This is a genomic window from Pseudomonas sp. Z8(2022) (assembly GCF_025837155.1).
Classification (GTDB): Bacteria; Pseudomonadota; Gammaproteobacteria; order Pseudomonadales; family Pseudomonadaceae; genus Aquipseudomonas.
In genome coordinates this window covers 3,129,328-3,141,186 of sequence record NZ_CP107549.1, presented here as the reverse complement: position 1 = coordinate 3,141,186, position 11,859 = coordinate 3,129,328, and the positions used below count along the sequence as shown (strand labels likewise).

The following is an 11,859-nucleotide window of genomic DNA, read 5'->3' as shown; positions in this document are numbered from 1 at the left end:
CACCGTCATGTTGGACGCCAATCTTAAAGACCAATTGAAGGCCTACCTCGAAAGGGTGAGCCTGCCGTTCGAGATCGTTGCCTCCCTCGATGACGGCGAAAAATCCCAGGAATTGCTGGGTCTGCTCCAGGACATCGTGAGTCTGACCGACAAGATCACCCTGAAGACCGATGGCAACGACGCGCGTCGTCCTTCGTTCTCGTTGAACCGCCCGGGTGAGAACATCGGCGTTACCTTTGCCGGTATCCCCATGGGCCACGAGTTCACCTCGCTGGTACTGGCCCTGCTGCAAGTGGGCGGTCACCCGTCCAAGCTCGATGCCGAAACCATCGAGCAGATCAAGAGCATCGAAGGCAAGTTCGAGTTCGAGACCTATTTCTCGCTCTCCTGCCAGAACTGCCCGGACGTGGTCCAGGCGCTGAATCTGATGGCGGTGCTCAACCCCAATATCCGCAACGTTTCCATCGACGGTGCGCTGTTCCAGGAAGAAGTCGAGCGTCGCCAGATCATGGCCGTGCCGAGCGTCTACCTGAACGGTGAGGTGTTCGCTTCCGGCCGTATGGAAGTGAAGGAAATCCTCGCCAAAATCGACACCGGTGCCGCCAACCGCGATGCCGAGAAAATGTCCGCCAAGGACGCCTTCGACGTGCTGGTGGTCGGCGGTGGCCCGGCTGGTGCCGCAGCTGCGATCTACGCAGCGCGTAAAGGTATCCGTACCGGCGTGGCGGCCGAGCGTTTCGGCGGTCAGGTGCTCGACACCATGGCCATCGAGAACTTCATCTCGGTGAAGGAAACCGAGGGTCCGAAATTGGCTCGCGCCCTGGAAGAGCATGTCCGCGAATACGAAGTGGACATCATGAATCTGCAGCGCGCTTCGGCCCTGGTTCCGGCCAGCAGCGAAGGTGGCCTGCACGAAGTGAAGTTCGACAACGGTGCCAGCCTCAAGGCCAAGACCGTGATCCTCTCCACCGGTGCCCGCTGGCGTGAAATGGGCGTACCGGGCGAGCAGGAATACAAGGCCAAGGGCGTGTGCTTCTGCCCGCACTGCGACGGCCCGCTGTTCAAGGGCAAGCGCGTGGCGGTGATCGGCGGCGGCAACTCCGGCGTCGAAGCGGCCATCGACCTGGCCGGTATCGTGGCACACGTGACCCTGCTGGAGTTCGCCGACACCCTGCGCGCCGACCAGGTGCTGCAGAACAAGCTGAACAGCCTGCCGAACGTCACCGTGATCAAGAGCGCGCAGACCACCGAGGTCAAGGGTGATGGCCAGAAGGTCACCGGCCTGGTCTACAAGGACCGCACCACCGAGGAGCTGCACACCGTCGAGCTGGAGGGCATCTTCGTGCAGATCGGCCTGCTGCCCAACAGCGACTGGCTGAAGGGCACCGTGGAGCTGAACCGCTTCGGCGAGATCGTGGTAGACGCCAAGGGCCAGACCAACATCCCCGGCGTGTTCGCGGCCGGTGACGTGACCACTGTGCCATACAAGCAGATCGTGATCGCCGTAGGCGAAGGTGCCAAGGCATCGCTCTCTGCCTTCGATCACCTGATCCGCAACAGCTGATCGACTCGCTGCAACGAAAAAGGCCATCCCGAGGGATGGCCTTTTTCATGTGCGGCTTCAGCGTTTCAGGCCGCCCAGGGTCAGCGGCATCTGACGGTTCACATCCTTGTACAGCAGGTAGCGGAAGCGACCCGGACCGCCGGCATAGCAGGCTTGCGGGCAGAAGGCGCGTAGCCACATGAAGTCGCCGGCTTCCACTTCGACCCAGTCCTGGTTCAGGCGATACACCGCCTTGCCTTCCAGTACGTACAGGCCGTGCTCCATGACGTGGGTCTCGGCGAAGGGGATCACGCCGCCCGGCTCGAAGTTGACGATGTTGACGTGCATGTCATGGCGCATGTCGCTGATTTCGACGAAGCGTGTGGTGCTCCAGCGGCCTTCGGTGCCTGGCATGACGATCGGTTCGATGTCCTGCTCGTGGGTGACGAAGGCTTCCGGGTAGGGCACGCCTTCTACCGGCTGGTAGGCCTTGCGCAGCCAGTGGAAACGTACGGCTTCGCTGCCGTTGTTGCGCAGTGACCAGTCGCTTTGCGGCGGGATGAAGGCGTAGCTGCCCGGACGCAGGGCGTGCTGGGTGCCGTTGAGGGTCAGGTCGCAGGTGCCTTCGACGACGAAGATCACGCCTTCGGCGGTCGGGTCCAGCTCGGGCTTTTCGCTGCCGCCGTTCGGGCCGACTTCGACGATGTACTGCGAAAAGGTTTCGGCGAAGCCGGTCAGCGGGCGGGCGATGACCCACATGCGCATGTTGTCCCAGAACGGCAGGTGGCTGGTGACGATGTCACGCATCACGCCTTTGGGGATCACGGCGTAGGCTTCGGTGAACATGGCGCGGTCGGTCAGCAGCTGTTCCTGACCCGGGTGACCGCCATGCGGGGCGTAATAGTAGGGCGATTTGCTCATCGAGAGATTGCCTCGGCGGGTGAATGGCGCAGGGATCGGTCCCGGCGCGGAAAATTGACTCCCATGCACTATAGGAACTTGTGCATGGATTCGGAAATTAAATAGTAGAATGCCTATCAGTGGATTTCATGATGGGTGGCGACATGCTTGATCCTGTGCTGTTACGCAGTTTTCTCACCGTGGTGCAGACTGGTGGTTTCACCCGTGCAGCGGCCAGCCTGCACCTGACGCAGTCGACGGTCAGTCAGCAGGTACGGCGTCTGGAAGAGCAACTTGGCGCCGAGTTGCTCGACCGCAGTGGCCGCTATGTGGTGACCACTACCGAAGGCGAGCGCCTGCTGGGTTATGCCAACCGCATCGTCGCGCTGATGGACGAAGCGATGCTGGCACTTGGGCAGAGCGCGGTGGAGGGGGAGGTGCGTCTCGGCGTGCCGGATGATTTCGCCGCCAACAGCCTGACCCCCTACCTGGCCGATTTCGCCGATGCGCATCCGGGCATTCGTCTGGAGATCACCAGTGGCCTCAGCCATGACGTATGGCGCGCGTTCAATGCGGGCGAACTGGACCTGGCGTTGATCAAACAGCGCGCCGGTAGCGCCAAGGGGCTGGCCAGCTGGGCGGAGCCGGTGGCCTGGCTGGACAGCCGTGCGCGTCCGGTGCTGGTGCGCAACCCGGTGCCGCTGGCGGTGTTTCCGCCCAACGGGCTGTATCGCCTGGAAATGACGCACGCGCTGGATGCCATGGGCAAGCCCTGGCGCATCGCCTATGTCAGCAGCAGTTTGCCCGGTGTCAGCGCCGCGGCCGAGGGCGGTCTGGGACTGACTCTGTTGCCGCGCCGGCTGATCACCGCCGCGCATCGTGAATTGGGCGAGGCCGAAGGCTTCGCCCCGGTAGCCCCGGTGGAAGTGGCGCTGCACGCACGCAACCAGTTGCCCGGCTATGCGCGGGAACTGGCTGCGGCGTTGATCGAGGCCTGCGAAGGAATCATGGGCGGATGAGGCAGCGCCGAGCTGCGCTGGAGATGTGCTCGGCACGCCCTTCAGCTCCAGCTGAGTATCGGCCAGCCGGCCTGTTCGGCATGGGCGCGCAGGGTTGAATCGGGATTGACGGTGAAGGGCTTGTCCACCAGCTGCAGCAAGGGCAGGTCATTGCGTGAATCGGAATAGAAGCTGGCGCCGTCCAGACTCTCCCCTTGCTCGGCCAGCCAGTTTTGCAGGCGGATTACCTTGCCCTCGCGGTAGGTCAGTACGCCCTGGGTGCGCCCGGTATAGAAGCCGTGCTGCTGCTCAAGGTCGATGGCCAGCACCTCGTCGATGCCGAAGCGTTCGGCGATGGCGCTGACCAGGAAATGCGCCGAGGCAGAGATCACCAGCAGGCGGTCGCCGGCGGCGCGATGCGCGGCGAGAGTGCGGCTGGCGTCGCTGTAGAAGATCGGCTCGATCACGTCCTCGACGAAGGGTTCGACCACATGGGCGACTTCCTCGGGCGTTCGACCGACCAGCGGCGACAGGGTGAAGGCCATATAATCCTCCATGGCCAGGGTGCCGGCGGAGTACTGGCGCATCAGCTCCTGCTCGTGGGCGATGAAGGATTCACCATCGGCCCAGCCGATCTTCACCATTTCCAGTGTCCACAGACTCGCGCAGTCGCCGTGGATCAGCGTCTCGTCGAGGTCGAAAATCGCCAGGGCCATTACGCCACCTCCCGGATCGCATCGGCGCCGATGGCCAGGCTGACGCTCTGTCCGTCGCGGTGCAGGTCGGCGGCGCAGCGGTTGAGCACGTCTACCAGCAGTTCGACGCCGCGCGCCTCGACCCGGTAACGCACGACGTTGCCCAGCAGGCTATGGCTGAGGATGGTGCCTTCGATGCCGAGGCCGCCGATCTGGATGGCCTCCGGGCGAATTGCCACGCGGCTGTTCACCGGGCGCTGCAGCAGACGGCTGGCAGCCTCGGCGTCGAGCAGGTTGTAGTTGCCGATGAAGCCGGCAGCAAATGCATCGGCCGGCGCGGTGTAGAGGGTTTCGGCGTCGCCGCTCTGGACGATCTGGCCGCCGTTCATCAGCACGATGCGGTCGGACAGCACCAGGGCTTCTTCCTGGTCGTGGGTGACGAAAATGGTGGTCAGGCCCAGCTCGCGCTGGATCGCGCGAATCTGTTCACGCAGGTGCTTGCGGATGCGCGCATCCAGCGCCGATAGCGGCTCGTCGAGCAGCAGCAGGCGCGGGCGGGTAACCAGGGAGCGGGCGAGGGCCACGCGCTGGCACTGACCGCCGGAAAGCTGGTGCGGATAGCGCGCGGCATAGTCGTTCAGCTCCACCAGTTCCAGTGCTTCGGCGACCCGCTTGCTGGCTTCGGCGCCAGGCACCTTCTGCATGCGCAGGCCGAAGGCGACGTTCTGTGTCACGGTCATGTTGGGGAACAGCGCATAGCTCTGGAACACCATGCCGATGCCGCGTTTCTGCGGCGGCATCGGTACCAGATCCTGGCCGTCGAGAAGGATCTGTCCGCTGTCTACCGCCGTCAGACCGGCGATGCAGCGCAGCAGGGTGGACTTGCCGCAGCCGGAAGGGCCGAGCAGGGTGATGAACTGGCCCTGGCCGATCTCGATGTTGATGTCGGTGAAAATCGTCGTCGGACCGTAGCTTTTGTGCAGGTTACGGATATGCAGAAAACTCATGACTTGTCCTTGTTCAGGCGGTTGGCTGCCCAGGTCATCAGCAGCACGAACATGAAATAGGAGATCACCAGGGCGCTGGTGAAATGGCCGCTGTCGTTGCGCATGTTGTACAGGTACACCTGCAGTGTCTCGTAGCGGCTACCCACCAGCAGGTTGGCGAAGACGAACTCGCCGAACAGGAAGCTGAAGGACAGGAACACCGAAACCATGAGGCCCTTGCGCAGATTCGGCAGCACCACCATGAACGCCGCGCGCCAGGTGCTGGCACCGAGCAGGTGGGCGGCATCCATCAGATCGCGCAGGTTGATCGCCTGCAGGTTGTTGGTGATCGCCCGGTACATGAAGGGCAGTGCGATGGTGAAGTAGCAGCCGATGAGGATCCACGGTGTACCCAGGATCGGCAGCGGGCCGGCGGCGAACAGCTGCATCAGGCCCACCGAGGACACCACCGGCGGAATGGCGAACGGCAGCAGGATCAGCACGTTCATCACGCCATCGAGCTTGGGGAAGTGGTAGTTGACCACGAACAGCAGCGGCAGGATCAGCAGTAGCGCCAGGGCCAGGGCGCCGAAGCACACCAGCAGCGAGCGGCCGAAGGCGGCGAGAAAGCGCGCATCGCTCCACAGCGCCACGTACCACTTGAAGGTGAATCCGCTGGGCAGGATGGTTGCCGACCAGCTGGTGGACAGCGAATACACCAGGGTGCCGAGCAGCGGCAGCAGCAGGATCAGAAACAGCAGGTAGACCACCAGCTGGTGGAACAGCGGCGAGCGTTTTTCAGCGGGCGACATGGTAGCTCCGGCGCAGCAGCCATTGGTGGACGATGGTGATCAGGGTCATCAGGCCGACCAGCACCATCGCCAGTGCGCTGGCCATGTTCGGGTCGAGGAAGATGTCGCCGGAGACCATCGCAGCGATACGGATCGGCAGGATGTTGAAGTTGCCGGTAGTCAGCGCATACACCGTGGCGTAGGCGCCGAGTGCATTGGCCAGCAGGATGACGAAGGTGCCGAGCAGCGCCGGGGTCAGCACCGGCAGGCCGATGTGGCGCCAGAACTGCCAGTTGCTGGCGCCGAGCAGCTCGGCCGACTCGCGCCAGTCTTCACGCAGGGCGTCGAAGGCCGGGTAGAGCAGCAGCACGCCCAGCGGAATCTGGAAGTAGGTGTAGAGAACGATCAGACCGGTCTTGGAATAGAGGTTGAAGTCCTCGATCACGCCCATCTGCTTGAGCAGGATGGTCAGCGCGCCATTGAAGCCGAGCAGGATGATGAAGGCGAAGGCCAGCGGCACGCCGGAGAAGTTGCTGGTCATGTTGGAGAAGGCCATGACGAAATCGCGCAGGCGGCTGCTGACCTGGCGCAACGAATAGCTGCCGATGATGGCGATGACGATGCCGAACAGGCTCGACCAGAAGGCAACTTCCAGGCTGTGGCGCATGGCCTGGCGGTAGAAGGGCGAGGAAAAGGCCTGCTGGAAGTTGCCCAGGCCCCAGCCGGCGCTGGTGTTCAGGCTGTTGCTCGCCACCCAAGCCAGCGGCGCGATCTGGAAGGCGAAGAAGAACACGGCGAAGGGCACCAGGCACAGCAGTGCCCAGCCCTTGCTGGAGATGGACGACTTCATGCGAGCAACTCTCTGCACCAGGGTTTGTCATGGGCCACGCCGAGCAGCTGGCAGACTGTGCCGCATAGCTCGGTCTGCTGCGGGCGGGCTGCCGGATCGAGGCTGAAGGCATCGCCGATGACGATCAGCGGCACTTCGCGCTCTTCCGGCAGCAGGCCGTTGTGGCTGCGGTCGGCATTCATGCCATGGTCGGCCGTCACCAGGATCTGGTAGCCGGCGTCGAGCCAGGTCTGGATGTATTCGGCCAGCAATACGTCGGCCATGCGCGCCGAGTTGCGGTACTGCGGACTGTCGAGGCCATGCTTGTGGCCGGCGTCGTCGATGTTCATCGGGTGCACCAGCAAGAGGTTCGGCTGGTAGCGCTGGCGCAGGCTGTCGGCATCGGCGAACAGGTGCGAATCCGGATAGTGGTCGGCGTAATAGAAGTGGCCGTGCTGGATTGGCAGCGACTCGTCACTGGTGTGGCGGTCGCGTGCGGCCTGGAAGGGCGCTCGGTTGTACAGTTCGCTGACCCAGTGATAGGCCGCGGCGGCTGTCGTCAGACCGGCATCACGGGCGTAATGGAAGACGCTGCGCTGATTCGACAGGCGCACCACATCGTTGTGCACGATGCTGCTTTCGATGGGCGGCACGCCGGTGAGGATGCATTCATAGAGCGGGCGGGACAGTGCCGGCAGTGCGCAGTCGAGCTTGTACAGCACGGCGCGTCCGGCCTGGCAGTAAGCCAACAGGTGGCCCAGCGCGTGCTGGGCCACCTGATAGCTCAGGCCATCCAGTACCACCAGGATGACGTTGTGCTTCATGGATTTCTCTCGTTCGGTCGTAGCCCGGATGCAATCCGGGGCATTTTCTGCAATTGCCCCTGACGCTACTCACTTAACCTGTGCGCGATCAGCTCCCCTCTCCCATTTATGGGAGAGGGGCTGGGGGAGAGGGCAGAACATAGCGAGGTCGCCCGTTTTCCCCTCTCCCTAACCCTCTCCCCTGAGGGGCGAGGGGACTGATCGTGTTCAGTCACTCTTATGTGAACATACCCTCGGATTTCATCCGGACTACAAATCAATGACGGGGAGGCGCGCATCAGTTCATGTTGATGATCACGTGCTCCTGCCAAAGGCGCGGCAGGGCTTTGGAGGTGGCTTCCCAGGCAGCGGCGTCCTTGACCGGCTGAACCTTGGCGTACTGCTCCTGCGGCAGCAGCTTGGCCTGTACCTCGGCCGGCATGTCGATATGCTCGGCGCGGATCGGACGGGCGTGACCCTTGGCCAGGTTGATCTGGCCGGCGTCGCTGAGGATGTACTCGCGGGCCAGTTTGGCCGCATTGGGGTTCTTCGCCCATTTGTTGATGATGGTGCTGTAGCCGGAGATCACCGAGCCATCGGACGGGATCAGCACCTCGAAGCGCTCGGGGTCGATCTGGTCGCGGTAGGACAGACCGTTGAAGTCCCACACCACGCCGACTTCCACCTCGCCTTTCTCCAGGGTCTGGATGGTCGGGTTGGCCAGCGACAGGCGGCGCTGTTTGGCCAGGTCCGCGTACAGGTCCAGAGCAGGCTGGATGTTGCTTTCGTTACCGCCCAGAGCAATGGCCGCAGCCAGTACACCGTTGGTGGCCTGTGCGGCGGTGCTGACGTCACCGGCGGCGACCTTGTAGGTGCCGGTCTTGAGGTCGGCCCAGGAGCGTGGCACGTCCTTGACCAGTTGCTTGTTGACGATGAAGGCGATCGAGCCGGTGTAGGCGAGCAACCAGTGGCCGTCCTGATCCTTGGCCCAGTCCGGAATCTGATCCCAGGTGCTCGGCTTGTACGGCTGAGTCACGCCCTGCTGCACGGCGATGGGGCCGAAGGCGGCGCCGACATCGCCGATATCGGCGGTGGCGTTATCCTTCTCGGCGGCGAACTTGGCGATTTCCTGCGCCGAGCTCATGTCGGTGTCCTGATGCTTGAGGCCGTAGAGCCTGGCCAGGTCGGCCCAGGTGTCTTTCCAGTTGGCCCAACTGTCGGGCATCCCCACGCTATTGACCGCACCTTCGGCGCGTGCAGCCTTTTCCAGTGCCTCCAGGTCGGTACCTTCGGCCATGGCGGAGGTCGCCAGGGCAATGGCAGAGCCCATCAGTGAAGCCAGCAGCAGTTGTTTCATCGGAAACTCCTTTGCAGTGAGAGAGTGTTGGTCTAGATCAGCAATACCCGAGCCAATCTAGGCACCTTCGATGACAGTTTCATGTCCGGCCCCAGCTGGCAGATGTCTGGGCGTAACCGGTCGGTGCGCTTCACAAGCGTAGACCATGGATAAGTAGTTGATTTGCGGGGGCGGCGAGAGCGGTGAACGGTGGCATGCGCCGTGCTTGCAGCATAGCTGTCATCGATCAGTCATCTAGACTGCCTAGTCTTGTAACCCGTCCGGGCGAGCGATTTTTGCCCTGTCATGGGGCTGGACTAGTCCAAAAGGGGAGAAATTGATGCGCGAAGAAGCGCCTCGGGCCGTCACCGTGATCTGCCGCGCCCTGCAGGAGCAGATCGACCGTGGATTGCTGCCCTCCGGCAGCAAGCTGCCGGCCGAGCGCAAGCTCAGCGAATTGTTCGACACCACGCGCATCACCCTGCGTGAGGCCCTGGGGCAGTTGGAGGCGCAAGGGCTGGTCTACCGCGAGGAGCGCCGTGGCTGGTTCGTTTCACCCGCGCGGGTGGCCTACAACCCTCTGGTTCGTACCCACTTCCACGCCATGGTCGCCGGGCAGGGGCGGGTGCCGGCAACCGAGGTTCTCAGCGCACGGCTGATACCGGCCAGTGCGCAGATCTGTCAGGTGCTGGCGTTGCCGGCGCTGTCCAGCGTCTATCAGGTGTGCCGGGCGCGGCGCATCGACGGGCGCCTGGTGCTGTATGTCGAGCACTACCTCAACCCCGCCTACTTTCCCGGCATTCTCGAATTCGACCTGACACGCTCGCTGACCGACCTCTATGCCGACGAATATGGCATTCGCTATGGCCGTGTGCGTTTCGACATGGTGCCCACCGCCCTGCATGCCGAAGCAGCCGCCAGCCTCCGCGTGGCGCCCGGCAGCCCGGCGCTGCGCATCACCCGGGTCAACCGTGACCAGCACGGGCGCATCATCGATTGCGACCTGGAGTTCTGGCGCCACGACGCCATTCACGTCAGTGTCGAAGTCCCCGAGTAGAGGGCGTCGCCACCGTGCCCATGCATGGCGGAAAGGCTCCGGCTCTGAGACTGGAACTCCGACCTACTGGCGGCCCAGCGCCGTGCAGGACGGCTCGTAATTCTGCTGGCAGGCACTCTGGTACAGACGCTGGGCCTGGTCGGGATCACGCGGGACGCCGCCCTCACCGCGACGGTAGAGATTGCCCAGTACATGCTGGGCCATGGGGTTGCCCGCAGCGGCTGACTGGTTGAGGTACTTGAGCATGTCGCGCTGGTTGGCGAACTCCGGCGCGTCACGCCCCGTATAGAGGTAGGCCAGGCTTACCGCGGCCATGGCGTGGCCCTTGTCGGCGGCCTGCTTCCACCAGTACTCGGCCTGCCTGAGGTTCTTCTCGGGTTGGCCGACGAAGTAGCTGCTGCCGAGCTGAAACTGACTGTCCAGATCGCCACGCTGGGCCTGTTCGCGCAGCTGATCCTGTTCGGTCTGGGTGACGGGGTATTCGGCCTGCTGGCCGGACTCGTCGGTGGCAGGCTCACGTCCGGCGCAGCCTGCCAGCAGGACGAGCGCAAGCAGGGCGGTGGTAGCGTGAAGCAGGTTCCGTGGATTGGGCATGGCGGTGGGCTCCCTGAGCGAGAAAACGAGGCAAGTTGCTGTTAGGCCTGCCACGCTCACCTTAGTTCGCTCTGCTTCTTCCGTGCAGTGCCGACTTCACACTGGCGTCATGAGCTGCAATCCTGAGCACTGATTTCGCTCAAGAGGCAGCCATGAAGATCAGTGCGGATTTCGACAGCGGCAATATCCAGGTCATCGACGCCAGTGACCCGCAACAGGTGTTGCTGGCCATGCGCCCGGACCTCAACAGTCATCACTTTCAGTGGTTCCACTTTCAGGTCGATGGCCTGCAGCCCGGCCAAGAATACGGCTTCTGCCTGACCAATGCCGGGCAGTCGGCCTACAGCCATGCCTGGGACGGTTACCAGGCCGTGGCCAGTTACGATCAGCAGGACTGGTTTCGCGTGCCCACCCGTTATCAGGACGGTCAACTGCATTTCCGCCTGCAGGCCGAGCAGCAGAGCGTGCGCTTCGCCTATTTCGAGCCTTACCCGCGGGCGCGGCATGAGCGCCTGATCGCCAGGGCGCTGGAACGTGGCGCCGAGCTGGTGGCCTGTGGGCGTAGCCTGGAGGGGCGCGATATTCAGCTGCTGCGTATCGCTGGTCAGGCTGGCGCGGCGCGCAAGCTGTGGATCATCGCCCAGCAGCATCCCGGTGAGCACATGGCCGAATGGTTCATGGAGGGGCTGATCGAGCGCCTGCAGAATCCGCAGGATGCCGAGGTCGCTGCCCTGCTGCGTGAGGCCGAGTTCTATCTGGTGCCGAACATGAACCCGGACGGTGCCTGTCGGGGGCATCTGCGCACCAATTACGCCGGGCAGGACCTCAATCGCGCCTGGCAGTCGGCCAGCTCAGAGCGCAGCCCGGAAGTGCTGTTCGTGCTGCAACATATGCAGCGCATCGGTGTCGACCTGTTTCTCGATATCCATGGCGATGAGGAAATTCCTCATGTGTTCACTGCCGGCTGTGAGGGCAACCCGGGTTATACACCGCGTTTGGCCGAGCTGGAGGAGGACTTCCGCAACCGTCTGGTGGGGATCGGTGCGGAATTTCAGACCCGCTTCGGTTATCCGCGCGATGAACCGGGCAAGGCCAACCTGACTCTGGCGTGCAACGCCGTTGGCCAGGCCTTCGATTGTCTGGCGTTCACCATCGAGATGCCGTTCAAGGATCACGACGACAACCCGCAGCCACGCACCGGCTGGAACGGCGCGCGTTCGCAGAAGCTGGGGCAGGACGTGCTGACGGTGCTGGCGCAGATGGTCGGGCGGCTGCGCTGAGTCGCAGCCATATTCGATCCGCGGTGGTGCTGCAAAAGGCACAAGGA

General features: G+C 63.3%; 12 protein-coding genes. 4 read left to right on the top strand and 8 right to left on the bottom strand.

Annotation, left to right across the window (positions count from 1 at the left end):
- Positions 1 to 7: 7 nt before the first annotated feature.
- Positions 8 to 1,564 (top strand): alkyl hydroperoxide reductase subunit F, encoded by a 1,557-nt coding sequence (gene ahpF / locus OEG79_RS14980; RefSeq protein ID WP_264145772.1) that lies wholly within the window; start codon positions 8 to 10, stop codon positions 1,562 to 1,564.
- A 57-nt stretch (positions 1,565 to 1,621) separates the two neighbouring features.
- On the opposite strand, the gene OEG79_RS14975 is transcribed toward ahpF, so the two are convergent.
- Positions 1,622 to 2,464, bottom strand: a complete 843-nt coding sequence (locus tag OEG79_RS14975) for a bifunctional allantoicase/(S)-ureidoglycine aminohydrolase (protein ID WP_264145771.1) — start codon at positions 2,462 to 2,464, stop codon at positions 1,622 to 1,624.
- Positions 2,465 to 2,607: 143 nt separating this feature from the next.
- Between OEG79_RS14975 and OEG79_RS14970 the strand changes: the two genes are divergently transcribed.
- On the top strand, positions 2,608 to 3,462 hold the full coding sequence (locus OEG79_RS14970; protein ID WP_264145770.1) for a LysR substrate-binding domain-containing protein: 855 nt from the start codon (positions 2,608 to 2,610) through the stop codon (positions 3,460 to 3,462).
- Between the two features lie 41 nt (positions 3,463 to 3,503).
- On the opposite strand, the gene OEG79_RS14965 is transcribed toward OEG79_RS14970, so the two are convergent.
- From OEG79_RS14965 to OEG79_RS14940, 6 genes are all read right to left on the bottom strand, one after another.
- Entirely contained in the window at positions 3,504 to 4,157 is a 654-nt protein-coding gene (locus OEG79_RS14965; RefSeq protein WP_264145769.1) for an HAD family hydrolase, read from the bottom strand.
- Positions 4,157 to 5,143 (bottom strand): ABC transporter ATP-binding protein, encoded by a 987-nt coding sequence (locus OEG79_RS14960; RefSeq protein ID WP_264145768.1) that lies wholly within the window; start codon positions 5,141 to 5,143, stop codon positions 4,157 to 4,159. The genes OEG79_RS14965 and OEG79_RS14960 overlap by 1 nt, the downstream gene beginning before the upstream one ends.
- A complete protein-coding gene (locus OEG79_RS14955; protein WP_072422732.1) occupies positions 5,140 to 5,934 on the bottom strand; it encodes an ABC transporter permease in 795 nt (264 codons plus the stop codon). The genes OEG79_RS14960 and OEG79_RS14955 overlap by 4 nt, the downstream gene beginning before the upstream one ends.
- Positions 5,921 to 6,763, bottom strand: coding sequence for an ABC transporter permease (locus OEG79_RS14950; protein ID WP_220804703.1), 843 nt, complete (start codon positions 6,761 to 6,763; stop codon positions 5,921 to 5,923). Before OEG79_RS14950 ends, OEG79_RS14955 begins: the two co-directional genes overlap by 14 nt.
- Positions 6,760 to 7,566 carry an alkaline phosphatase family protein gene (locus OEG79_RS14945; protein ID WP_264145767.1) on the bottom strand — a complete coding sequence of 269 codons (807 nt, stop codon included), beginning with the start codon at positions 7,564 to 7,566 and terminating at the stop codon, positions 6,760 to 6,762. Before OEG79_RS14945 ends, OEG79_RS14950 begins: the two co-directional genes overlap by 4 nt.
- 277 nt (positions 7,567 to 7,843) lie before the next feature.
- A complete protein-coding gene (locus tag OEG79_RS14940) occupies positions 7,844 to 8,902 on the bottom strand; it encodes an ABC transporter substrate-binding protein (protein ID WP_264145766.1) in 1,059 nt (352 codons plus the stop codon).
- A gap of 319 nt (positions 8,903 to 9,221) precedes the next feature.
- Here OEG79_RS14940 and OEG79_RS14935 point away from each other — a divergent pair, with 319 nt between their 5' ends.
- A complete protein-coding gene (locus OEG79_RS14935) occupies positions 9,222 to 9,938 on the top strand; it encodes a UTRA domain-containing protein (RefSeq protein ID WP_264145765.1) in 717 nt (238 codons plus the stop codon).
- A 63-nt stretch (positions 9,939 to 10,001) separates the two neighbouring features.
- On the opposite strand, the gene OEG79_RS14930 is transcribed toward OEG79_RS14935, so the two are convergent.
- Positions 10,002 to 10,532 (bottom strand): tetratricopeptide repeat protein, encoded by a 531-nt coding sequence (locus OEG79_RS14930; protein ID WP_264145764.1) that lies wholly within the window; start codon positions 10,530 to 10,532, stop codon positions 10,002 to 10,004.
- Positions 10,533 to 10,684: 152 nt separating this feature from the next.
- Here OEG79_RS14930 and OEG79_RS14925 point away from each other — a divergent pair, with 152 nt between their 5' ends.
- Complete coding sequence (locus OEG79_RS14925; protein WP_264145763.1) at positions 10,685 to 11,812, top strand: M14-type cytosolic carboxypeptidase; 1,128 nt, start codon at positions 10,685 to 10,687, stop codon at positions 11,810 to 11,812.
- Positions 11,813 to 11,859 lie beyond the last annotated feature (47 nt).

Bases quoted from the DNA above. Each gene is read 5' to 3' on its own strand.
- ahpF (WP_264145772.1), top strand. From the start codon at position 8: ATGTTGGACGCCAATCTTAAAGACCAATTGAAGGCCTACCTCGAAAGG.
- OEG79_RS14975 (WP_264145771.1), bottom strand. From the start codon at position 2,464: ATGAGCAAATCGCCCTACTATTACGCCCCGCATGGCGGTCACCCGGGT.
- OEG79_RS14970 (WP_264145770.1), top strand. From the start codon at position 2,608: ATGCTTGATCCTGTGCTGTTACGCAGTTTTCTCACCGTGGTGCAGACT.
- OEG79_RS14965 (WP_264145769.1), bottom strand. From the start codon at position 4,157: ATGGCCCTGGCGATTTTCGACCTCGACGAGACGCTGATCCACGGCGAC.
- OEG79_RS14960 (WP_264145768.1), bottom strand. From the start codon at position 5,143: ATGAGTTTTCTGCATATCCGTAACCTGCACAAAAGCTACGGTCCGACG.
- OEG79_RS14955 (WP_072422732.1), bottom strand. From the start codon at position 5,934: ATGTCGCCCGCTGAAAAACGCTCGCCGCTGTTCCACCAGCTGGTGGTC.
- OEG79_RS14950 (WP_220804703.1), bottom strand. From the start codon at position 6,763: ATGAAGTCGTCCATCTCCAGCAAGGGCTGGGCACTGCTGTGCCTGGTG.
- OEG79_RS14945 (WP_264145767.1), bottom strand. From the start codon at position 7,566: ATGAAGCACAACGTCATCCTGGTGGTACTGGATGGCCTGAGCTATCAG.
- OEG79_RS14940 (WP_264145766.1), bottom strand. From the start codon at position 8,902: ATGAAACAACTGCTGCTGGCTTCACTGATGGGCTCTGCCATTGCCCTG.
- OEG79_RS14935 (WP_264145765.1), top strand. From the start codon at position 9,222: ATGCGCGAAGAAGCGCCTCGGGCCGTCACCGTGATCTGCCGCGCCCTG.
- OEG79_RS14930 (WP_264145764.1), bottom strand. From the start codon at position 10,532: ATGCCCAATCCACGGAACCTGCTTCACGCTACCACCGCCCTGCTTGCG.
- OEG79_RS14925 (WP_264145763.1), top strand. From the start codon at position 10,685: ATGAAGATCAGTGCGGATTTCGACAGCGGCAATATCCAGGTCATCGAC.